Below are 20,851 nucleotides of genomic sequence, written 5' to 3' on the forward strand. Positions count from 1 at the left end.
CGCAGCCCTGACAGCCTGCGCCACGGCGCGCGCCCGGTCGAGAAACGCCGGAGTCGCAGGAGCTGCCGGAATCACCGTCGCAGCCGCATCACTCGGCGCGGTCGGTCCGGCGGTAGGGGTTGCACTACTTGCTCCAGCTGTTGGCGATACCGCCGTCCCACACGCCGTTAGGGCGAAACCGATGAGAATGACGGCAGGTCCCAAGAACGCACGACATCTCGCAGCGCGGTTTCTGGGCCTCATGTCTGGTGAGACGCTCCAGGACTGGCGATTTGTTGCGTTGGCCGTCGTTGGCTTTCCCCCCGCGAGACATCAAGCAGCGGGGAACCTCACGCGCCAGGCAGAGCTTGACTGTTGCGTCGGGCGATGACTCGGGAGAGGCCGAGGGTTCGGCCGCCGTCGGTGCGAAGCATCTGAGCTTCTTCCCGTCCCGGCGTACCACTGTCGTGGTCGCATGCGTCGTTCCACTGCAACCAGTCTCGCCACCCGTCGGGCAGTCGATCGGCGACCTCGACGGTGACCAGGCCGGTCTTCTCCCAGTGCCGCCGCCACCAGGCGGGGCTGTGCCAGGCACAGAAGTCCCACATCCAGTAGGACTCGAGGTGTGGTGGGGGAAGCGTCTCGTGCTCCTCGGCGAGACCGGGCTGAACGATGCCGATCTGGCCGCCGCGTTTCACGAAGCGTGAGTAGTAGCCCAGATAGAGGTCGTCGGTGCCGAAGTAGTGGTAGGCGCCGATGCTGATGAGCGCGTCGAAGAAGTCCTCGGCGAAGGGCAGGGCATGGGCGTCCGCCGAGATCGGGTGAACCTGGTCTGCCACCTGTGCCTCGGCCGCGCGGCGCAAGTTCTCGTCGGGCTTGACCCACAGGTCGGTCGCCCACACCTCAACCCCGAACTCCTTGGCCAAGAAGATCGAGCTCAGAGCGGTGCCAGATCCCATGTCGAGTACCCGCATGCCCGGCTCGAGCGACATGAGATCGCTCAAGGCCTCCGCCTGCCACACCGGGTTCGGCCCCATCGCGCCGTCAACCATCCACCGAGCCGAGTACCCGGCAGACCGCGGGTAGCGTTCGTTCCTCAACATCACATCAAGCTCGGCATCATCCACCCAACCGAAGTGTGGAGGAGCACCTGCGACCCGACAACCGGTTATGCGCGTGGCCCTACCGAGCCAGTGCGGCGCTCCAGGGCTTCGATGATGGTTGGGCAGACGTCGATGTCGTAGAGCCTTTCGACGCTCTGCATTCCGCCGGGGCTCTCCGCGTTGATCTCTACCACCTTGTCGCCGATCACATCGATGCCGACGAAGTACATGCCGTCGGCCACGAGTTTCTTGCTCATCGCTTCGATGATGCCGCGTTCCGTGTCACCGATCTCGAGCGGGATCGAGCGTCCGCCCTTGCTGATGTTGGCCCGCGGGTCGTTCCCCGTGGGCACTCGCCGGAAGGCGGCCGGTTTCCCGTCGCCCTCGAGGAGTTGTCCCTCGAGCACGAAGATCCGGGCATCGCCGTTCTCGCCGCCGTCGACGAACTCCTGGACGATCGCGTAGCCGTCCTGTAGCACCGCCTCGGTGATCTGGGCGAGGTTCGCCTCACTCGCGTCCTCGAGCATGAACACGTTCCGTCCCTTGGCTCCGTACAGAGGTTTGACGACGCAGTGGCCGACCTGGCCGGCGAACCGTTCGATCGCCTCCGGGTCGCGCGTCACCAGCGATCGGGGCCGGATCTTCTCGGGGAACTCCTCCAGGTAGAGCTTGCTCGTCGCGCGGGTGAGGGACCTCGGGTCGTTCACCACCGTGACGCCTCGTGCCTGGAGCATCTGGCCGAAAACCACACCCAGTGGACTTGCCCACGGCCGCTCCTGCAGATCGTCGATCGACTCGTTGCGCAGGAACAAGGCGTCGAGGTCGTCCATGACGATCCGTTCGGCGTCGCGCTCCTTGATGCGCTTCATGAAGACCTCGAGCGTGTCGTCCTGCTCGAACTCCGCGGCGTGAGCGCGGGCGACCAGTTGCCCGTCGCTTTCTCCGAGCTCGACGTCTCCGACGCCGACGTACCAAACCTCATGCCCGCGCTGGGCCGCGGCCCTCGCCAGCCGCGTAGTCGTGTACTCGTCCACCTCGGTGGCGACGTCGTTGACGAAGAAGGCAAGCTTCATGCGGACACATCTCCCTCGTACAAGTCCGTGACCGACGCGCCCGCGCGCAGTCTGTCGAGGCGCTCCTGAGCGCCGGGCACGTCCAGCCAGCGTGGCCGGACCCATGGTGCTTCCAGTACCTCGCGGTCGAGCAGGTCCTGGATCAACGGGATGTGGTCCAACGCGAACTTGCCGACGAAGAGGACATCGAGGCTGCTGCCCTCCGCGAGGGATTCGAGGATGCGCGTGATCCCCCGCAGATAGATCGCGTCCTTCACCGAACCGCCCCCGACGACGACCCGGATGGCGATGGACCAAGCGGTCCTGGTCGGGATCCGATGGTCTGCCCGCAATGATTCGAAAATCTCCAGGAACTCGGCGCCGTCGAGCATCTTGCCGACGGCAACGACCCTCGCCGCGAGCACGCGAAGACGCCGCGGGTCCAATCCGCCGGTCAGGTACTCGGCGAGCACGGCAAGCCCCTCTTGGGTCTCGTCGTAGCCAGGCAGTCCGATTGTCAGCAGCGTCAGGGGCTGCCTGGCGCCGTTCTGGTAGGTGACGACGTGGGTGCCGACCTCGTGGTGAAGCAGGGGCTCGACGCGGTCTGCCCGGATCGTGGCGGATTCGGGGATGAGCAGCCGGCCGAACGACACCATCAGTTCGGAGATGTCGTCGCGTACTTCGATGTGCGCTGGGAAGTCCGGATATACAGCGCGGTATCGCTCGAACTCCTCCCGAGCAGCCTCCGCGAACGCGCCGGCGGTGACGCTCCGGTTGCTGGGAGCTTGGACCGGAATGGTCTCGAGCAGCTCTTCCGCGACGGACACGAGAGGCGGTGCGACTCCTCCGTACAGTTGCAGCGACCCGTACACGAACCGTGAAGTGTCGCGATCCTCCAAGGCTGTGATCTGGCGGGATATCTCGTCTCGCTTCGCCCGGAAGAGGGTGTGCAGCGCAGGATCGGTGACGTTCTCGATCTCGAGGCCGTAGAGCTCACGGCGTACCAGGTCCGGCTCGAATTCCAGCGGCCGGAGCCGGAGCGTGGGGGCCGCCCCGAAGTCACCCCGCTCGAAGTCCACCCACGCCTCGGCCGCATTGACCGGCGTGTTGTTGAGCAGCAGGTTCAAGCTGCGCTCGATCTCGGTGAGCTGAGCATCGATTTCGAGAGCTGGCGCAAGCTGCTGGGCCGGGGAGGTCATCTACCCGACGTACCCACCAGCCTTCACAAAACAAACCCATGGCCCATGCGCAGTCCATGCCCTGTTGATAATTCCGCCCAGTTGCCACGGTGCGCACCCACGCGGCGACTCGGCGTACCCCCGATCTCCTCGACGAGGGCGGTTATTCGTCGGCGGGACCGTTGCGGAGTGTGGTGACGACGGGGCGCGGTGCGGTGTCGACGGCGAGGCGGAAGACGTCGGGGCGGTGGTAGTGGCCGACCGGGTCGAACATTCGCCGCGCCGAACGGACCTTGGCGAGGTCCAGTTCGGCGACCAAGATGGTCTCGGTGTGCCGGGCCGGTCCGGCGAGGATCTCTCCGTTCGGGCCCACGATCACCGTGTTGCCGGGCTCGACCCAGTCAGGCTCGTCCGGATCGGTCCGCCACACTCGGTCCCGGTCGGGGAAGTCCGCTGGGATCTGGTCGACATGCAGGCACGGATTCACACCGACCACGTAGCAGCGGCCTTCGCGGGCTATGTGTCGCATGGTCGCGATCCACCCGTCACCTCTCGCCAGTGTCGGTGCCACCCACACGTCGACACCCTGCGAGTAGAGGTAGAACCGGGCCAGCGGCATGTAGTTCTCCCAGCAGATCAGCCCGCCGATGCGCCCGAAGGGGGTCGGGTAGGTTTCGAGCATCGAGCCGTCGCCCATTCCCCACACGGTGCGTTCCGAGCCGGTCGGCATCAGCTTGCGATGCTTGCCGATGAGATTGCCGTCGGCATCGAAGTACAACAACGTGTTGTAGATCGTGCTCCCCGTGGCCTCGCGTTCGTTGACCCCGATCACCAGATACACCCCGGCTTGCCGGGCCGCTGCCCCGAGCCGGTCGGTGGCCTCACTCGGTACGACGACGGCCTGGTCGGCCAGCATCGCGAACCACTGCTCGTCGCCGTCCCAGATCGGCGGCCCGTCGATCCAGATCGGCGTACCAGGCACGAACGCCTCGGGAAACACGACCAGGCTGGCCGCCTGTACTGCGGGGTCGGCCAGCAACTCCTCCACCTTGGCAAGCGTCGCCTCGCGATCCATCAGCACGTAGGCCGCTTGCACAGCTGCAACCGTCAATGTCGTCATCTCGCCCCCCTGCTTCGACGATACGCCAGACGGCGCGCGTAGCCCACGCAACGATGACGTCCGCTCATCGGCCTGAGCGCGCGGAAGGCGGCATGTACACGTGTTCCGCGGCCGGCCTTTCCCAGGCGGCGTAATCGGCTTGTGCGGAAGGTCGAGGGCTGCTTCGCTGTGGCCCGTGACCGAACTTCAGACGCCGCGACTGTGCTTGCACGCCATCGACACAGCAGAGGGTGAACGCATCGTCGGGCGGCGCGCCGGGGCCGGGGATGCCTGGGCTGAGGATTACCCATTCGACGGCGACGTCATCGGCGTCACGGCCTTTCTCAAAGCTACGGCCGTGCACGGCGACCTGCGCCCCTTCGGGCACTACCGGATCACCCGGACTGCCGACGGGAAGGCCATCGGTGGAATCGGCTTCAAGGGTCGGCCGGACGACGGATGCGTCGAGGTCGGTTACGGCCTCGCCCCATCAGCCCGTGGTCACGGCTATGCAGCGGAGGCACTCGTCGCCCTGCTGACCGTCGCGGCCGATCACGGATTGTCCCGAGTTGTCGCCGACACCACCGAGGACAACATCGCTTCCCGGCGAACCCTTGAACGCGCCGGATTCCACCGAGCAGGCACCAACGGCGACCTAGTCCTCTACGAGGTACTCCTCGACGCCCCTGCGTTACCGGCTCAGACGCAGTAGCCCGATCGCCCGGGTGAAGCCGCTGGCGGGTGGCTGACGGTGGTGGGTTGCCGGCGACAGCATGTGCCGGACGACCTTGTGCCACCTGCACGCCACGATGCGCTGCTCACCGGGTCCCGGTCCACGTGGTCGAGTGAAGCGGGCGATAGCACGCGCATTGGAGGGTGGCGCGGCTGGCGAGTCGGTGACGGTTGTGGGTCGCCTGCGACAGCACGCAAGTCAGCGGCGATAAGCCGCGCGAACGGGTGGGTGGGGCTGCCGGGCGAGCACGCGACGGAGGAGCGCGCGTAGCCGGCTGCGAGGGCTCTACAAACCAAAAACCCAGGTCGATGACCTGGGCTTGGGTGGCGCGCTCGGAGGGATTCGAACCCCCAACCTTCTGATCCGTAGTCGAGTTCAGACCGTCCACGGCTGACCACTGTGCGCTCGGACGCGGTTGCCGATCCAACGAAATGTCCAGGGTCGTCCGAGCTGATCCGAGGACGCTGTTAGCAAGCCTGTTAGCAAGCCGCGCGGGACGAGCTACTCCGACGCCCGCTACCCCAATTAAGCCAGGCGGGCACCCCCGTCATTGCTGCACCTGCTCGATGCACGCCTGGCGGACGATTCCGGCTAGCTCATCCTCCGTCCGGCTCCATGGTTCGCCCAGTTCATCGTCGATTCCCCACAAAGCGCCCAGAGGCTGTTCGAAGACCTCGGAGGCGTACCCGTTGCCAATCACAAGTTTGACGACTTGATTGACAGCCCAGGTCCAGTGGGCCCGGCCGCCGAGGAGCATGTTGGCGATGTGGTCGTATGCCACCTTGAGGGCGGCCTGCTTTGAGGACAAAGGGTCAACGCCCGCGTCCGCGAGAGCTGCCGGGAGGAGGTCGCGGACCTCGCGGGTGTCCCGTCCACTGAGACCGGCTAGTTCCGCCAGCGACTCGCCGTCATATCCCTGAACGAGCCAGTTGGCCGTCCACATTGGCACGGACTCTGCACGCAGAGTGTCCAGGGCCAGCCACGCGGCGACGAGGGCGGGTGTCGGCGTCTCCTCATCCGGATCAATCCCCTGCAACATGGCGCCATTGTGCTCGGGTCGCGTGCCATCGTCATGGGCTTTGTTGGCGTCCTCCGCACAGATCTCCCCCTTGCGTCTTCCCGTCTGCCGCTCAGCCCACGCGTAGCGCGATCAGGAGACGCCAGAGGGGCCAAGGTGGAGCGCCCTGCCGGACGAACGACCTTGGCCCCTCTGGCGGCTCCTGATAGGTCCTGACTGGGCTGAGCGGCAGACGGGAAGACGCACCCCGCCCCACTCCGGTATAGCCGGCCAAATCGACCCCGTCGTCCCGGAGTCGTGAGGCCCCCGCCGGAGGCGGTTGCTGTTGCTCAGGAAGAAGACACCGAGAGCGGGCGCGGGCGGTGAACGGCCGGAGGCCGCATGCGCACGCCCGCGCCGCGCGCCGAAGGCGCGCCTTGATCCATAAGAGCCAAATTCGGCAGTAGAGCAGAGCGGCGGGTCAGACCACAGCGGTACTGAGGATCGGCCAGAGGCTGCGCTCGAACGGCTCGAATCGGCCGCGACGTGTCGGCAGGATCTGCGGTTGTTCGGCGATGGCCTGCGGCTGGTCCGCTTCTCGCCAGTTCGTTGCTGGCCGTTGGAAGAGGGCACCGGATGGGTAGTCAGTGAGGTCGAGGGTTCGGACGTGCTTGAAGCCGCGTTCTTCGTAGTAGCGGTGCAAGCCGACGTTGTCGGTCCATACGTCGATCCGGACCCAGTGGTTGCCAAGGTCTCCGGCGCGCTTGCATGCCCAGTCGATGACGTCGTCTCCGAGTCCGGCGTACTTCCGCCGCACGATCAACCGGTGGAGGTACATCGACGGGTCAGCCTGCTCGTCTGGCGTCCAGAGCTGCGGGTCAGAGAAGGTGTCGAGCGCAACGGTCGCGGCGGCCTGGCCGTCGTCGGTGCGAACCATCCAGGTCTCGCCAGCTCTGATGCTGGACAGGATCCGCGCGGACTGGGCCTCTGGGCTCGGCCACGCGACCGCCCATTGATGAATGCCCTTCTTGGCCAGCCAGTCGCTGGCCTCCTGGCGCATGGAGAGGATGACCGGCAGGTCGCTGATGGTGGCTTGTTCGATGATCACGAGGCGTACCCGTTCTCGCCGTGGTAGCCGCTGATGTCGCCGAGCTCGTAGACGAGCCGGTTGCGGTCACCGGCGAAGATCGTCAGCGTCAGTCGGAGCGGTCGCGTGTCGCTGTAGGTCGTGCGGACGTAGACGAGGACGGGCGTGCCGATGCCAAGTCCAAGCTTCCGCGACTCGTCCGGCCTGGGCATCCGCGTCGTGATCTCGTCGACGTAGCCGATCTCAACGTGACCCTTGGCGGCCATTGCGCGAATCGCTCCGCCTGCTACGTCGTGCGGGGTGAGTAGGCCGCACTCCTGGGCGATGTCCATCGGGTAGTAGCTGTCCTGCAAACTCGACGGCTCGCCGTCGACCTGGCGGACGAAGGATCGCGAGACGAGCGAGTCGCCTTCGTCGACGGTCAACCGTTCCGCCAGCTCCGGCGATGCTGGGACGATCCGCATCTCGAAGTCGCGGTATGCCGACTTGTGGCCCTGCGCGGCCTGCTCGGCATGGAAGGCGTCGACCTGGTCGCTCGACATCCGGTCCCGGCTCTCGGCCCAGCTCGCGTGGTAGGTCGTGATCACCTGCTCGCGCACGATGGTGCCGCGTCCCTGGGTGCTCGTGATCATGCCTTCGTTCTGGAGCTGGGCGAAGGCGAGCCGGACGGTATTGCGGGACACGCCGTACTGCTCCCGCAACTCGGCCTCGGTCGGCAGCCGGTCCCCTGCCTTGAGCTGGCCGCCGCGAATCTGCTCGCGAAGGTCGGCTGCGATCTGCCGATAGAGCGGCTCTGACTGCGCCATGTGCGTACCTTCCAAAAGTTGTCCCAACAAATGGTCTCATCCCTCTTGACCTAGCACCAATCTGTACCTAAGGTCGGTGATATACCAAAGGTTGGTACGAATCGAACAGTGAAGGTGAGATCACACCATGGCGATGCCCCGCAAGATCAAGGTGACCTTCGATGACGCTTTCCCGTACGGCGCGTACGCGGTCTCAGCCGTGACGGAGGTCAGGGACTTCGATCGCTCGACGAAGGACCGGGCGGTGTTCGCGACCGACGAAGAGACCGGTCTGCCGATCTGGTCGGTCGATGTCATCGACGGTGACCCCGACGCCCGCAAGGCCGACCGGACGGTGTCGATCAAGATCCTGTCCAAGGTGCAGCCGGTTCTGCCTCCTCACGCCCCGGGTAGCCCGTTCACTCAGGTGGTGTTCGAGGGCATGACCGCGACCCCGTACGTGGCGGAGACCGGCAACGGTCGGGCGCGGCTGGCGTGGTCGTTCCGGGCCACCGAGGTCCGGGCTCCGCGCAACTCCGCCGCCGCGAACAAGCCTGCGGCCTGAGAGCGGTGGTCGCGATGCTCAACGAACTCAGCGCGCGAGTGTCGGTCGGAGTCCACCTTCGTCCGACCACCTGCCTCAAGGTAGCCAGCTTCCCTCGCACCACTACCGGTACGCCGTTCGTCTCAGTGCAGCTCGGCGAAGGGGCGGGAGAGATTGCGGTGATGACTCACGAGCTTGCCGACCTGGACCGCCTTGGCGATTTGGTCGCAGAGGCTCGGCAGTCGCTCGCTGCAATGCTCACCGTTGGCACAGCTTGGGAGCGGCACGACGACCCGACCGTGGAAGACAACCCGCTGGACGACGACGGGGACGACTTCGACGACCAAGACGAGGACGACGAAGGTCCGGACGCGACCGGCTCCCGGCTGCTCCGCGCCGAGGGGTGGATCTAATGCCGCTCTTCGCGACTCGGCGTGACCTGGATGTGTGGGCTGACTCGCTCGGGGTCGCCAACGATGACGAGGCGGTCGGGGTCCTTCAGCGGCTGCTGGGTCGGCTGCTCGACGGTCAGGACCGGGTGCGGTCTGCGGCTCGGGCGTTGTCGGGTGCTCCGGGCAAGGAACTCCAAACCGAGCTGAGCAAGGCCCTGGGCCGCATCGACTTGTCGGTGATCGCGGTCGAGGACGCGTTGCGCGGCTTCCGTATCCACGAGAGGCGGTGACACCGATGGCGATGACTCCGAAGGGTCGGCTCCTGGTCGCCTGGGCCAAGGCGCTCGGTGTCGACAACGACCTGGACGCGATCGTCGAGCTGCACCGGCTGATGAACCAGCTCGACGACGCCAGATCCGTTCTACAGAAGGCCAACCGCCTCCTGGTCAACGCACCCGATCCCGACGCCGCACGCGGCTGCGTCCTCGCGATGGGGTCCCTGGAACGAGCAGGCGCCGAACTACTCACGGTCGAACGGCGATTCCACAAACACGAACGAGGACGGGGCTGATGAACCCATGGTTACCAAACTGGCTCAAGTACTGGGGCGGCTGGTTAAGACCCTCGCCTACCTGGTGTTCGCGCTGCTGCGCCGCCCGGGCCTCACCGGTCCCCTCCTGGTCGCTGCCGTGGTGGCCGTGCAGGTGTCCCGGTGGGGCTGGCCCGTCCGCCTCTCGGTCCTGGTGGTGGTGTTGGCCGGCGGATTGGGGTGGCGGTTCAAGCACCGCTCATCGTTCAACCGGCTGGTCTGGGTCCCGGTCGTGCAGTGGTGGCGGCGCTGGATCCGCTACGGGGCGTTGTGGCGGTTCTGGATGGAGCGCTGCAAGCTCGGGATCACCGACGAGACCACCGGTCGGGTGATGCGTCCCCGGATCGTCAAACTGCGCTACACCCCCAGCGTCGACCGGCTCCTCCTCCAACTCCCGGTCGGCCTGTCCAGCAAGGAACTGGCCGACAAGCGAACCCACTTGGCCGAGTCGATGCGAGCCCTCGACGCCCGAGTCCGCAAGGACCGTCCCGGCCGGGTCTGGCTCGACCTTGAGATGCGCAATCCCTTGCAGGCAACCATTCCCGCGATCCCCGTCGATGAGTCCCTGGACCCGGCACGCCTGGACGGACTGGTCATCGGATACGCCGACGACGGCACCCCGTGGCGGCTGCGGGTCCGTGGCTCGCACGTGTTCATCGCTGGCGCGACCGGCTCGGGCAAGGGCTCGATCATCTGGTCGGTACTGCGGGCGCTGGGTCCGTTCATCCGGGCCGGGCTGGTCCAGATCTGGGCCGTCGACCCCAAGGGCGGGATGGAACTGGAGTTCGGCAAGGACCTGTTCACCCGCTACGAACGCGACGACTACGACGCCATGGTGACGCTCCTCGAAGACGCCGCCGACGACATGGACGACCGGTGCAAGCGGCTGCGGGGCACGACCCGGACGTTCAACCCGACCACCGCCACACCGCTGGTGATGGTGGTCGTCGACGAGCTCGCGACCCTAACCGCACTCCAACCCGACCGGCGTCTCCAAGGCCGGGCCGAGAACGCGCTCGGTCTGCTCCTGACCAAGGGCCGCGCTCCCGGCTTCCACGTCCTGGCCGCCGTCCAAGACGTCACCAAGCGGGTCTGCGAGTGGCGCGACCTGTTCCCCGACAAGATCGCGCTCCGGCTCGGCAAGGCCACCGAGGTCGACATGGTTCTCGGTGACGACGCCTGGGACAACGGCGCTCTCTGCGACTCCATCCCCCGATCGCTGCCCGGCATCGGCTACGTCCTGATGGAAGGCCACGACCACGCCACCCGGGTCCGCGCCGCCTATGTAACTGATGACGAGATCCGCGCCATTGCCCGCGACTACCACCCGCGCCGGGTCCTCCACTCCATCGATGCCCCCAGCAACACCACCGAGACCCCCGAGACGGGAGAGGCAGCATGAAGCCCCGTGAGATCCCCGGCCAGCTCGAACTCGTCTTCGAGGTCCCGACCCTGACCGTCGACCAGCGCGCCGAAATCAGCGCCTACATCGTCCCCGGCTGGGCCTCGATGGGCGAATGCCGCTCGGTCGCTGACGACTCCTGCTTTCCCGAACCCGGTCAGGCCACCGCCGCTGTGGACCGGTGCGGGTTCTGCCCGGTCCGCCGTTCCTGCCTCGCCTCCGCTCTCGCGGGCGATGAGGAGTTCGGGGTCTGGGGTGGCACAACCGAGTTTCAGCGCGACGTGATCCGGGCCGACATCGCTGCCGGGTTCCCGATCGGCGACGCGCTCGACCGGTCCACGCTGCTCCCGGAATTGCTGTGGAGGCAGGCGTCATGACCGTCCGCCTCCGGGTCTCCGGCGACCCCGAAGAGATCGAGATCATGCTGAAGGTCCTCGCAGTGGTGTTCGACTTCACCGGCTCCCACCGCCTCTACCCCAACCACGGTTCCCCGGGTGTCCGCGTCTACCTCACCGCGCGGATCCCGTGGGCCGGTGACCGAGACCAGCCACGGCGGGGAGATGGTCCCCGATGATCTCCACTCTCGGCCAAGTCGCCCCCGACGTCCTCCACGACCTCGCTGTCCGCAACGGTGTCTGCGTCCGGCCCGTGCTGTCCCGGATGACCGACACCACCACCGGTGAACAGTCCGTCATCCCGATCCCGTGCGGCTCCACCCAGCACCGCCAGTGCCCTCCGTGCGCCGACCGGGCCAGGAAGCTCCGCATGCAGCAGTGCCGCGAGGGCTGGCACCGCGACGACGAAATCCCGGTTGATGACCAGGTCCAGGACCTTCCCGCGGCTTCGGTCGACGAGGCTTCCGACGAGCCCGGAAACGAGGATGAGGACCAGGTCGACGACGACGAATCGGCCCGTCGTATCCGCTCGACTCGGCGCCGCCGAGACGCCCCGGACCTGCCTCGGGTGCCCATGGAGAACCGCACCGTCGGCACCACCTTCACCGGCGCCAACGGCCAGACCTACCGGCCCTCGATGTTCCTCACCCTCACACTCCCGAGCTACGGCAAGGTTCGACCGGACGGCACGCCTGCTGACCCCGAGTCGTACGACTACCACCGGGCCGCGATGGACGCGCTGCACTTCCCCAAGGTCGTTGACCGGTTCTGGCAGAACCTTCGCCGCTGCGCCGGGTACAAGGTCCAGTACTTCGCCACCGTCGAGGCACAACGCCGCCTCGCGCCGCACCTGCATGCCGCTGTGCGGGGCGTCATCCCTCGCCAGACCGTCAAGGACGTTGCTGCCGCCACCTACGCACAGCTCTGGTGGCCGCCCTGCGACACGCCCGTCTACGTCGGCGACGACTTGCCGCGCTGGGACGAGTTGGCCGGCCGATTTGCTGACCCGGTCAACGGCACTCCGCTGCCCACCTGGGATGAGGCACTCGACGCGATCGGCGACGACCCCGCCGCGACACCCGCGCACGTGGTCAAGCTCGGCACCCAGCTCAACTATCAGGGCATCATCGGCACGGCTGCGGACAAGGTCGGCAAGGCGATCGGCTACCTGACGAAGTACCTCGCGAAGTCCATCGCCGACACCTACGGCGACGACGACGAGATCACCACACCGCAAGCGATCCACCTTGACCGGCTGCACCGTGAGGTCCGCTGGCTGCCCTGCTCTCCAACCTGCTCGAACTGGCTGCGGTTCGGCGTCCAGCCTCAAGGCGCGGAAGCTGGGATGCGGCCCGGCTGGTGCTCCTCCAAGGCCCACGACCGGCACCACCTCGGGCTCGGTGGCCGCCGCGTCCTGGTCTCGCGTCAGTGGACCGGCAAGACCCTCACGGAACACAAAGCCGACCGCGCCGAAGTCGTCCGCCAAACCCTGGCCGCTGCCGGTGTCGACATGCACGACACAGACCGCTGCGCTGCGAGCGAATCCCTCGAGGACGGCACACCCCGCTTCATCTGGGAGCCCGTCGACCGAGCCAACGACGACGACCTACCCACCTGGCACGGACTGATGACCCGAGGCATCAACGAACGCATCCGCTGGCGAACCGACTACGACCAAGCCAAACGCGCAGGACCCAGCGGGGACCACACCCATTCGGCAACTGACCACGAACCCGCCAACACGGCGGCATAGCGAGGGGAACGACGATGACTGACAAGCTGCTGTATCGAGTGCCCGAGGCCGCCACACATCTCAGCCTGAGCCGGGCGAAGGTCTACGAGCTGATCAAGTCCGGCGTACTGACGTCAGTTCGCATTGATGGTTCACGCCGTATCAAAGGTGAGGACCTGCGTGCGTTCGTCGCTTCTCTGGGACAGGCCGCCTGATGAGCAGCCTTCGCGATGGAGTGATGAAGCGGGGCAAGACCTGGTCCTACGTGATCCGGGTGATCGACCCCGAGACCGGCTTGAGCAAGCCGAAGTGGGTTGGCGGGTTCGCGACGGAAGACGATGCGAAGGAGGCTCGTGACGAGGCCCGTCGATCTGCCCGGCGCGGGGAGTACGTCGACCGCAATGCCGTGACGCTGGCGGAGTACCTCGGCGACTGGCTCGATGCACACGCTCTGGAGGTCAAGCCCCGGACACTTGCCGGGTACCGCTACCTCGTTCGGCAATACGTCGTCCCGCGAATCGGCAACCTTCGGCTACAGGCGATCCGCCCGACGACGCTCAGCGGGCTCTACCGTGACCTGCTTGCCGGTGGTGGGCGGAACGGCACTGCGTTGTCTCGACGGACTGTCGACTACGTACATGCCGTTCTGCGCAAGGCGCTCAACGATGCTGTCCGGTCAGAGCAACTGTTGTCGTCGAACCCGGCTGAGCGGGCAAAGCGGCCTCGACGTGAGCACCGTGGACCAGTCGACATCTGGACCGCCGACGAGCTGCGCCGCTTCCTGGATCTGATGAGTGAGCACCGACTGTTCGCGTTCTACCGGCTGGCGGCCTACTCGGGTGCTCGGCGTGGAGAGCTACTGAACCTCCGCTGGCCGGACGTCGACTGGAAGGCGCCAGCTCTGCGGATTCGCGGATCGGTGGGCATGGTCGACGGCGCAAGGGTCGAAGGCACAACGAAGGGAGGTCGTGAGCGGGTCGTCAGCCTGGACGCTGGAACAGTCGACGTGCTCAGGGCTCACCGCCGCCGCCAACTGGAAGACCTGCGGATCGCGGGGGAGTCGTGGGTCGATACCGGACACGTCTTCACGACTGGGTTTGGTCAGCCGATCTACCCCGACACCGTGAGCCAGCTCATGGCCAAGACGATCAGGGCTTACAACGAGCCCACCGACGACGAGGGTGCTCCAGAGGTCCCGTTGCCACATGCCCGGCTGCACGATCTGAGGCACGTGCACGCAACCTTGCTCCTGGTCGCGGGTGTACCTGTGCACGTCGTGGCGGACCGGCTGGGGCACGCGGACCCGTCGATCACGCTCCGGGTGTACGCCCACGTGATCCGTCGCCATGCGGCTGGAATCGCTGATGTGTTCGCTGCTGCTGCTGACCACATCGACGAGGACCAGGACGACGAAGACGACGGGCTGGATCCGTCAGCGGGGGTGCCGTGTTAGCAGAGGCGTTAGCAAGAACCACCCCGGACAAAGCGAAACCCCAGGTCATCCACCTCGTGACCTGGGGTTTTGTCTGCGCGCTCGGAGGGATTCGAACCCCCAACCTTCTGATCCGTAGAGACCTGCATGTCGTGGAAGGCAGCCACCTGCAGCGTACTTCAGTGTCGTTGACTTCGGTCGCCGTAGACTCCCGCGAACCCTATTAGACGTGAGTTCGTGCCCAAAACCATGCCCACGAGACGGTACACCGCGGGGATCCGCAGTGTTGTGCATCTGCCGCTGGTCGTGGGGGATCGGCCGTCGGCGGAATCCCCGAGCTCGAGCATGTGGTGGGACCGGGAATCTCCGTAAGCTGGCGGCCTCGGATTGCAGTCCGTCGATGCTGCGCGGCTACGCGTTCGATCTGCTGCGGTTCTGGCCCTGCATCGCCAGTACACGTCGGGGGCACGGCGTCAGTCTGCGTTGCTCATCATGGTGTACAGGAAGAGGCCGATAAAGATGGCACCTGCGATCGCAGCCACAATCCGCGTTGTGCCCTGAACCGTGAAGAAGGTGCCCACCGCTGAGGCACCAGCGATCGCGGCGAGCAGCCACGTGATCAACTTCTGTCGCTCAGCCGTCTCACGCTGCCTTGCCAGCTCCTGACGCTGTTCGTCAGTTCGCTCAACGAGCTTCTCCAACATCTCGGTCATCCGCATGGACGTCTCCTGGATCCCTGTCAGGGCACGCAGCTGCTCCTCGCCCAGGTCGACCGGGATCGTGACGTCCTTGCCGTTGAGCTCGACAGTCACGGAATCGGTCATGTGAACGGCGTCGTGGATCTGGAGGCTGTGCTGCGTGACTGACTCTCGAAGGTCGTCCAGGGACTCGCGGATGTCCTCGCCCAGTGGATCCGCCGACGCCTCAGGGGTGATGACCCACCACGGCTTTGGACCACCGAGGAGGCGCATGGTCCTATGCTTGAACGCCCCGGCAATACCTCCGAACCGGTCGCTACTCCACGCCAAGAAGGTCTCGCGCTGCCGCGGCGTCAAGTCAGCCGTGCTCTCCAGCCAAACGAGATCGCGGGGAGGCAGGTTCTCAAGGAACTCGGGCGTGAACTCTTCGGGCAGATTGTCACGATCAAGCTGCTGCTTCGGACGCCTTGCCGCCTTCGGGTCCTCGCCGGCCTGCTCGCTCATCGCCCCGCTTTCCTGGCGGTGGGCATTCTCCGCCGCGGCAAGAATGACACGCGAGTAGTTCACGAGGCAAGCAACCCTCTGTCGTGCACGATCACCTGCGCCATCACGCACTCCTGTGGGGCTGGGTTGCTTGCCTGTGGCACCCGGTGCCCAACTTCAGGACATTCAGCTAGCTGGCCTCAGCCAGCTCCCCAGCCTTCGCGGCGTTGGGGTGCGCGCCGTACGGCTGGAGCAGATCGGGGTCGACCCGGTCTGGAGACTGACACAGGTCGCCGTCCGCCCACTCCCACTCAGGGCCGTTGCCGGTCGGACGGTAGCCCAGCGCCCAGCCAGGTCCCTCGGCGGTTCGGCGGCCCATCCTAAGTGCGGCGAGGATCTGCGTCTGCCAGTCGGCCATCGAGAACCCCTGGCCACTGCCAGGCCCGCCCTTCAGTCTCACCTCGGCGACCGCTGGCACGCCCGTCATCGGCCCGCCGCCCGCTCAGCGCCCCACGGCACCCCGGCTTCCTGCGCGTGCTCACCGCCCGGGACGGGCCGCAGCTCGCCGCCAGGGCACCACTCGACCCGGCCGCTTGCGTCGGTGACCCGGGCCAGCCACTGGTCAGACATCTTGTCGAAGAGCCAGACGTCGATCGTGCCCGCCGACCGCCACAGAGCAGCACGACACTGCTGGGGCAGGACCGATCGCACGGCATCGATCTGGTGACCAGCCGCAACCCGAGCGTTCAGATCAGCAGCCAGGCTCTCCGCTAGGCCCTGCTCGAGGTCGTCCGGCGTACACGCTGCATTGGCCAGGTCGATCACCACGAAGCCGTCGTTCGTTCGCTGCGCCGTGAACCGCTCCATCCCCAGATTCGAACACATGATCGAAAGAATTGCTAGTCGCCGCCACCAATCCCTGTCATGTCGCAGGACATCGGTGACGGTTCTGCCTCAGGACTTCGGTGACAGTTTCGGGGTTGTCGGTGGTGACACTTCGGTGAGTCGGTGAGTCGGTGAGTCGGTGAGTCGGTGAGCCGGTGAGCCGGTGGTGCCGGTGAGCCATTGGCTGGGTCGGCTGTGTCGGTGCCGAAGAACGAGCCCGTCGATAGATGGACGCTCGGCGCTCGCGACTAGGAACGGGCTAAGCGACTGGGGTGCGTCGCGGGAGTGGTCGCAACGTTCGCCTGGTCAAGGGCTTGGCCGGGTCGCTCCGCCGATTGAGGTGTCAGGTCTGCTCGCCAGCTAACGTTCCGCCCGGCGACTTACCGACCGAATCCTCACAGCAGGACCGAATTCGCTGTACTAGCCGATATCGTGGGAACCTTGCTCGTCGGTCCCCGAGATGAATGTCAGGAACCGGCGGCCCAGGGGTGTTACCTCGCCGACGAAGTACTCGTCGTCGAGATCGATCACTCGTGGGAAGCCTGCTTGAGCCTCGACAAGTTTGGTGCTCACTAGGTCATCCATGAGAAGCGTGCGCAGATCGTCGTGGCCGTCTAGAACGGGCAGAGGATACCCCCAAATGCCGGCCGCGTTCGGGCGTTGCTCGTCGTGAACAGGGCCGCCCCGCCTGCTGGGGTGGTCTTGGGCCCAGCGGAGCAAAAGAATGTGGCGCGCTGAGAACTGATCAACGAGCCTGAAGAACCGAGCTTGCTCGTCTACATCGGGTGCATCCGGCGCGACCGAGTTCTCCAGAGCATTCCTCAGCGCTTCGAGCTTCTCCTGCTGATGTGTCGTCTGGGCAATCCGAGTGGATTGGATGAAGGCGTCGAGGAACACCTCGTTGTCCAGGAGGCGTTCAACCTTCAGCACGAGCTGGTTCACCACATCGGTGATACGCGCTCTCCACTCCGCCAGGCGCCGGTTGTACGGGCCCTCCATAAGGTACTCGTACCAGGCCCCTGCCGCCCCGCCAGCTACGGGGAGCGAGCTCAGAGCCCCTGCAAGCAGCTTGTCGATGAGCTCGGTTGTTGGCTCCTCGGGCGGCTGATGCACTGTCATGAGTGCTGAGTCTGGACCACATAGCGATACCAGCGCCAGCGGCCGATGCGACTGCGCCCGAAGTGACCTACGTCGGCAACGGCCACCCCGTGGCCCACGCCAAGACGCCTCAAACCGTCACCGATATCCTGACACATCCAATGTCACCGGTGTCCTGAGACATCACAGCCGCCACCAACCCCGGCGCGACGGTCGCTGCGGCGTTTGTTCTGTGCTCGGAGCGCGCCGGAGCGATGGAAACTGTCGGCGGTCGCTGCGATCGTGTTGTGGTATGAAGCTCATGGGCCGTGACCTCGACCGGATCCGCCGGGAGCATCTGCGCGGTGTGAAGGTCGTACAGTTCGCCGAGCTGTGGGTTGAGGCCGAGCGGCGCGACGACGCGTTGCGGTCCGAGAATGCGGTCGACTGGTACCTGGCCGGCGTCTTGGCTGCGTGTCGGTGGCTCGCGAACGCTGGGATCACGTACGACGCTCCGATCGATGGGCGCCACGGTGAGCTGGCTAGGGCGCCGCTGAGCCGAAAGTTCGTCTTGGCGATCGAGGAGCTGATCGAGGAAGAGACGCTGTTGGCGGAGCGGCTGGTCGGGCGGTGGGAATGGCCGGGACGACCGGGCTACGTCGAGGGTGTATTTGCGACGCTGGCGTGGGTGTGGCGGCGGTCGGCCGTGCCGCCGATTGAGGTCAAGGCAGCCCGGGCGAGCTGACCTGTGAGTGGTGGCTTTGCCGCCTGGTCACAAGCGCTGCAGCAACCTGCAAACGACTGTTCGAACCCCCGTCGCCGCAACTACTCTGCGGAGAATGAACGGGGCCGATAGCAACCAAGACGCCAATTGCCCGAATCCCTCCTCGCCGCGGGTTCCTGACCCTCGTGGCCTCGGCGCGGCAGGGCATCGCCGACCCCTCCCGCAGCCGGGTCAAGTGGCGGCGCCCGGGCAGGTGTCCCCCCGCCCGCCGGCGCCGCTGCCGCCACGGCCAGCGGCGAGCGTCCCGTCGAAGCTCCCGCAGCTGCCGGAGTTCGTGCGGAAGGTGAAGCCCTCGGCGTGGGTCGAGCTGGCGGTTGCTGTGCCGTGGCTGTGGTGGAGCTGGCTCTCGGTTCAGTTCCTCGGAGTACCTTGGCGCGGCCTGTATTGGATCGGCCTCGCAGTCTGGGGCGTGTCGGCGGCCGCGGTGGTCGTTCACCCTCGCGCAGAGGATCTGCTCGCGTGGCGGGTGTATCGACTCCGGCCGCCTTCGGCCTGGGAGTCCCAGCGGCTGGGTCCGGCCTGGTGGGCTGTCTGCACCGCGGCTGGTGTGAACCCTGACCGCTACCGGGCGTGGGTGCACGAGGGGCCGGAGGCATCTGCCCCGATCACCCCTGGTTCGATCGTGGCCGTGACGAGCTGGGCGGTGTACTCCCTTCCGCCACGCAATTTAGAGGCAGTGTTGGCGCATGAGCTGGCGCATCACCTGGCGATGCCTAGGTCGCTGTCTCTGCTGCTGTGCTGGCTCACTCTGCCCGCTCGGCTGATGGGCAAGGCGATCGTGTTCTGTCTTCGGCATCACGTGCTGTCGATCCTGGCGAAACTCATCATCGGTTTCCTGCTGCTGGGCGTCCTCGGTGTGTGGATCTTCCTCGGCTTCTCGCACTACATCGTGTTCATGCTGTCGCCGTTTCTCGCGCCCTTCGTCGTACCGTGGGCCGCCCGTACACAGGAGAAGTTGGCCGATCGGGTGGCCGTGGATCTCGGGTACGGCGTGCGCTTGGCGGAGGTCTTCACCGGCCGGGAGTTTCAACGCGCACATACCTGGCAGAACGCCCCACGCCCGGGCCTGAAGGGCGCCCAGCCGCTTGATTCGGCACGTCTGCGGGCCTTGGAACGGCTGCTGAAGTCGGCGCCGCAGAGCGGCCATCAGCCGCCCTACCACCGCTAGAAGGTTTCCGTGACAGTGTGACCGGCGGCGAGAGAAGGGGGCCTCAGGAGCCGACGTACCGGCTTCCTGAGGGGCCCCCTTCGGGTCTGGCGGGGGTCAGGCTGTTCGTTGGCGCGGGTGGCGTTCGCCGGCGGTGAGACCTGAGGTGATGGTGCGTTCGGCTTCGGCACGGGGTAGGCCGATGCGCCCGGCAGCGGAGACGAGCTCGTCTCGCGCGATTTGCGGGTCGAGCAGCTGCGCGCCGGCGAGCTGGCCGAGGGCGAAGGCGGCCCGGTTGAGGGTGTCGTTGCGCTGGCCGGGTTCGGCGGCGAGGACCTTGTCGAGTTCGCCGGTGAGCGCGGCGAGGGTGTAGGCGGTGGAGTTGCTCGGTTCGGGTGTGGTCCTCGGTGTGGGGTCTGGCGCTGGTGGCGGGGTGAGTGCGTCGGTGATCCAGTCGGGGAGGGGCGCGGGGCGGCGGATGACGTCGGCGCGGTAGCGCTGGCCGTGGATGACTGATCCGGCGCCGACGATGTAGCCGCCGTGTCCTCGGGTGTCGATCTTCCAGCCGAGTCGTCCGGCGGTGTTGCCGAGTACGGTTCCGTCGGGTTGGCGGTAGTACAGGTGTTGTCCGCCGCTGGGTGTGGTGACGGTCCAGGTTCGGGGCAGGACGTGGCCTGAGTCGGCGGCGAGCCGGTCGAGTACGTCGCGCCCGCACGCGATTCCCCGGGAGTGCCAGGGCGTGGGCACGGTCTGGCCGTGCTTGGGTTGGTCCAGGTCGATCACCAGCAGCACGGACGGGCCGGTGGCGACGCCGATGTTGTACGGGGCTTCGCGCCACCACCGCGTGATCTGCTCGGCGTCGGTCGTTGCTTGGTGCGGCCAGTCCTCGACCGCTGGGGCCTTGGAGCCTGGCCGGAGGGGAAATACGGCGAGGCCGCGGGCGGCGTGCCAGTGCGCCGACCGGGCGAGCCGGTCGGGTCCGGCTCCTCGAGCCCCGGGACGCGCCTTCCTTGTCCTGCGGTCGGCTGGGGTGTTCACGGTTCGACCTCCTTGCGGGTCGGGGGCACGCGCTCGGTGCGCACGCGGTGTACGGGCGGCTGGTCGCCGAGCGGTCGGACTTCGAGGTAGACGCGGACCCCGAACGATCCCCGGTTCGGGTAGGCGCGGTCCCCGCCGGCCACCTCGAATCCCTCGCTCAGGTGGGCGACCATGGCGTCGATCTCGTCAGGTTCCCCGGACAGCCGGACTTTGATCGTCATCAGCGGTTCTCCTGGTCTC

The 20,851-nt window shown here is 66.5% G+C and carries 26 protein-coding genes; 13 read left to right on the forward strand and 13 right to left on the reverse strand.

Annotation, left to right across the window (positions count from 1 at the left end; genetic code table 11):
* Nucleotides 1–329: 329 nt before the first annotated feature.
* The 4 genes from ACGFIF_RS41835 to ACGFIF_RS41850 form a co-directional block, all read right to left on the reverse strand.
* Nucleotides 330–1,082 (reverse strand): SAM-dependent methyltransferase, encoded by a 753-nt coding sequence (locus ACGFIF_RS41835; RefSeq protein ID WP_393163028.1) that lies wholly within the window; start codon nucleotides 1,080–1,082, stop codon nucleotides 330–332.
* A 65-nt stretch (nucleotides 1,083–1,147) separates the two neighbouring features.
* Nucleotides 1,148–2,155 carry a glutathione synthase gene (locus tag ACGFIF_RS41840; RefSeq protein WP_393163030.1) on the reverse strand — a complete coding sequence of 336 codons (1,008 nt, stop codon included), beginning with the start codon at nucleotides 2,153–2,155 and terminating at the stop codon, nucleotides 1,148–1,150.
* The gene (locus ACGFIF_RS41845; protein WP_393163032.1) at nucleotides 2,152–3,333 is read right to left on the reverse strand and encodes a flavohemoglobin expression-modulating QEGLA motif protein; all 1,182 of its coding nucleotides are present in this window, start codon (nucleotides 3,331–3,333) and stop codon (nucleotides 2,152–2,154) included. Before ACGFIF_RS41845 ends, ACGFIF_RS41840 begins: the two co-directional genes overlap by 4 nt.
* Nucleotides 3,334–3,475: 142 nt before the next feature.
* A complete protein-coding gene (locus ACGFIF_RS41850; protein WP_393163034.1) occupies nucleotides 3,476–4,432 on the reverse strand; it encodes a carbon-nitrogen hydrolase family protein in 957 nt (318 codons plus the stop codon).
* A 175-nt stretch (nucleotides 4,433–4,607) separates the two neighbouring features.
* On the opposite strand from ACGFIF_RS41850, the gene ACGFIF_RS41855 reads away from it, so the two are divergent.
* Complete coding sequence (locus ACGFIF_RS41855) at nucleotides 4,608–5,123, forward strand: GNAT family N-acetyltransferase (RefSeq protein ID WP_393163036.1); 516 nt, start codon at nucleotides 4,608–4,610, stop codon at nucleotides 5,121–5,123.
* A 568-nt stretch (nucleotides 5,124–5,691) separates the two neighbouring features.
* Here the strand turns inward: ACGFIF_RS41855 and ACGFIF_RS41860 are convergent.
* From ACGFIF_RS41860 to ACGFIF_RS41870, 3 genes are all read right to left on the reverse strand, one after another.
* Complete coding sequence (locus ACGFIF_RS41860; RefSeq protein WP_393163038.1) at nucleotides 5,692–6,183, reverse strand: hypothetical protein; 492 nt, start codon at nucleotides 6,181–6,183, stop codon at nucleotides 5,692–5,694.
* Nucleotides 6,184–6,622: 439 nt separating this feature from the next.
* Complete coding sequence (locus ACGFIF_RS41865) at nucleotides 6,623–7,249, reverse strand: GNAT family N-acetyltransferase (protein ID WP_393163040.1); 627 nt, start codon at nucleotides 7,247–7,249, stop codon at nucleotides 6,623–6,625.
* A complete protein-coding gene (locus ACGFIF_RS41870) occupies nucleotides 7,246–8,034 on the reverse strand; it encodes a GntR family transcriptional regulator (RefSeq protein ID WP_393163042.1) in 789 nt (262 codons plus the stop codon). The genes ACGFIF_RS41865 and ACGFIF_RS41870 overlap by 4 nt, the downstream gene beginning before the upstream one ends.
* 127 nt (nucleotides 8,035–8,161) lie before the next feature.
* On the opposite strand from ACGFIF_RS41870, the gene ACGFIF_RS41875 reads away from it, so the two are divergent.
* From ACGFIF_RS41875 to ACGFIF_RS41920, 10 genes are all read left to right on the forward strand, one after another.
* Nucleotides 8,162–8,578 (forward strand): hypothetical protein, encoded by a 417-nt coding sequence (locus ACGFIF_RS41875; protein ID WP_393163044.1) that lies wholly within the window; start codon nucleotides 8,162–8,164, stop codon nucleotides 8,576–8,578.
* Between the two features lie 161 nt (nucleotides 8,579–8,739).
* The gene (locus ACGFIF_RS41880) at nucleotides 8,740–8,970 is read left to right on the forward strand and encodes a hypothetical protein (RefSeq protein ID WP_393163046.1); all 231 of its coding nucleotides are present in this window, start codon (nucleotides 8,740–8,742) and stop codon (nucleotides 8,968–8,970) included.
* Complete coding sequence (locus tag ACGFIF_RS41885) at nucleotides 8,970–9,239, forward strand: hypothetical protein (RefSeq protein ID WP_393163048.1); 270 nt, start codon at nucleotides 8,970–8,972, stop codon at nucleotides 9,237–9,239. Before ACGFIF_RS41880 ends, ACGFIF_RS41885 begins: the two co-directional genes overlap by 1 nt.
* Before the next feature lie 5 nt (nucleotides 9,240–9,244).
* Nucleotides 9,245–9,520 (forward strand): hypothetical protein, encoded by a 276-nt coding sequence (locus ACGFIF_RS41890; protein ID WP_393163050.1) that lies wholly within the window; start codon nucleotides 9,245–9,247, stop codon nucleotides 9,518–9,520.
* Between the two features lie 7 nt (nucleotides 9,521–9,527).
* On the forward strand, nucleotides 9,528–10,940 hold the full coding sequence (locus ACGFIF_RS41895; protein ID WP_393163052.1) for a hypothetical protein: 1,413 nt from the start codon (nucleotides 9,528–9,530) through the stop codon (nucleotides 10,938–10,940).
* Nucleotides 10,937–11,317 carry a WhiB family transcriptional regulator gene (locus ACGFIF_RS41900; RefSeq protein WP_393163054.1) on the forward strand — a complete coding sequence of 127 codons (381 nt, stop codon included), beginning with the start codon at nucleotides 10,937–10,939 and terminating at the stop codon, nucleotides 11,315–11,317. The genes ACGFIF_RS41895 and ACGFIF_RS41900 overlap by 4 nt, the downstream gene beginning before the upstream one ends.
* Nucleotides 11,314–11,514 carry a hypothetical protein gene (locus ACGFIF_RS41905; protein ID WP_393163056.1) on the forward strand — a complete coding sequence of 67 codons (201 nt, stop codon included), beginning with the start codon at nucleotides 11,314–11,316 and terminating at the stop codon, nucleotides 11,512–11,514. The genes ACGFIF_RS41900 and ACGFIF_RS41905 overlap by 4 nt, the downstream gene beginning before the upstream one ends.
* Nucleotides 11,511–13,088, forward strand: coding sequence for a replication initiator (locus ACGFIF_RS41910; protein ID WP_393163058.1), 1,578 nt, complete (start codon nucleotides 11,511–11,513; stop codon nucleotides 13,086–13,088). The genes ACGFIF_RS41905 and ACGFIF_RS41910 overlap by 4 nt, the downstream gene beginning before the upstream one ends.
* A gap of 14 nt (nucleotides 13,089–13,102) precedes the next feature.
* Complete coding sequence (locus ACGFIF_RS41915; RefSeq protein ID WP_393163060.1) at nucleotides 13,103–13,282, forward strand: helix-turn-helix domain-containing protein; 180 nt, start codon at nucleotides 13,103–13,105, stop codon at nucleotides 13,280–13,282.
* Complete coding sequence (locus ACGFIF_RS41920) at nucleotides 13,282–14,520, forward strand: tyrosine-type recombinase/integrase (RefSeq protein WP_393163062.1); 1,239 nt, start codon at nucleotides 13,282–13,284, stop codon at nucleotides 14,518–14,520. The genes ACGFIF_RS41915 and ACGFIF_RS41920 overlap by 1 nt, the downstream gene beginning before the upstream one ends.
* A 452-nt stretch (nucleotides 14,521–14,972) precedes the next feature.
* On the opposite strand, the gene ACGFIF_RS41925 is transcribed toward ACGFIF_RS41920, so the two are convergent.
* From ACGFIF_RS41925 to ACGFIF_RS41940, 4 genes are all read right to left on the reverse strand, one after another.
* Nucleotides 14,973–15,764: a hypothetical protein gene (locus ACGFIF_RS41925; RefSeq protein WP_393163064.1), complete on the reverse strand. Its 792-nt coding sequence runs from the start codon at nucleotides 15,762–15,764 to the stop codon at nucleotides 14,973–14,975.
* A 106-nt stretch (nucleotides 15,765–15,870) separates the two neighbouring features.
* On the reverse strand, nucleotides 15,871–16,167 hold the full coding sequence (locus ACGFIF_RS41930) for a hypothetical protein (protein ID WP_393163066.1): 297 nt from the start codon (nucleotides 16,165–16,167) through the stop codon (nucleotides 15,871–15,873).
* Nucleotides 16,164–16,565: a hypothetical protein gene (locus tag ACGFIF_RS41935; RefSeq protein WP_393163068.1), complete on the reverse strand. Its 402-nt coding sequence runs from the start codon at nucleotides 16,563–16,565 to the stop codon at nucleotides 16,164–16,166. The genes ACGFIF_RS41930 and ACGFIF_RS41935 overlap by 4 nt, the downstream gene beginning before the upstream one ends.
* 420 nt (nucleotides 16,566–16,985) lie before the next feature.
* Nucleotides 16,986–17,684: a hypothetical protein gene (locus ACGFIF_RS41940; RefSeq protein WP_393163070.1), complete on the reverse strand. Its 699-nt coding sequence runs from the start codon at nucleotides 17,682–17,684 to the stop codon at nucleotides 16,986–16,988.
* A 271-nt stretch (nucleotides 17,685–17,955) separates the two neighbouring features.
* On the opposite strand from ACGFIF_RS41940, the gene ACGFIF_RS41945 reads away from it, so the two are divergent.
* Nucleotides 17,956–18,387: a hypothetical protein gene (locus ACGFIF_RS41945; RefSeq protein ID WP_393163072.1), complete on the forward strand. Its 432-nt coding sequence runs from the start codon at nucleotides 17,956–17,958 to the stop codon at nucleotides 18,385–18,387.
* Between the two features lie 313 nt (nucleotides 18,388–18,700).
* A complete protein-coding gene (locus ACGFIF_RS41950) occupies nucleotides 18,701–19,594 on the forward strand; it encodes a M48 family metalloprotease (protein WP_393163074.1) in 894 nt (297 codons plus the stop codon).
* Nucleotides 19,595–19,690: 96 nt separating this feature from the next.
* On the opposite strand, the gene ACGFIF_RS41955 is transcribed toward ACGFIF_RS41950, so the two are convergent.
* Together ACGFIF_RS41955 and ACGFIF_RS41960 are read right to left on the reverse strand one after the other, a co-directional pair.
* A complete protein-coding gene (locus tag ACGFIF_RS41955) occupies nucleotides 19,691–20,611 on the reverse strand; it encodes a bifunctional DNA primase/polymerase (RefSeq protein ID WP_393163076.1) in 921 nt (306 codons plus the stop codon).
* Entirely contained in the window at nucleotides 20,608–20,832 is a 225-nt protein-coding gene (locus tag ACGFIF_RS41960) for a hypothetical protein (protein ID WP_393163078.1), read from the reverse strand. The genes ACGFIF_RS41955 and ACGFIF_RS41960 overlap by 4 nt, the downstream gene beginning before the upstream one ends.
* Between the last annotated feature and the right edge of the window lie 19 nt (nucleotides 20,833–20,851).

The organism is Kribbella sp. NPDC049174, from assembly GCF_043197365.1.
In the GTDB taxonomy this organism is placed as follows: Bacteria; Actinomycetota; Actinomycetes; order Propionibacteriales; family Kribbellaceae; genus Kribbella.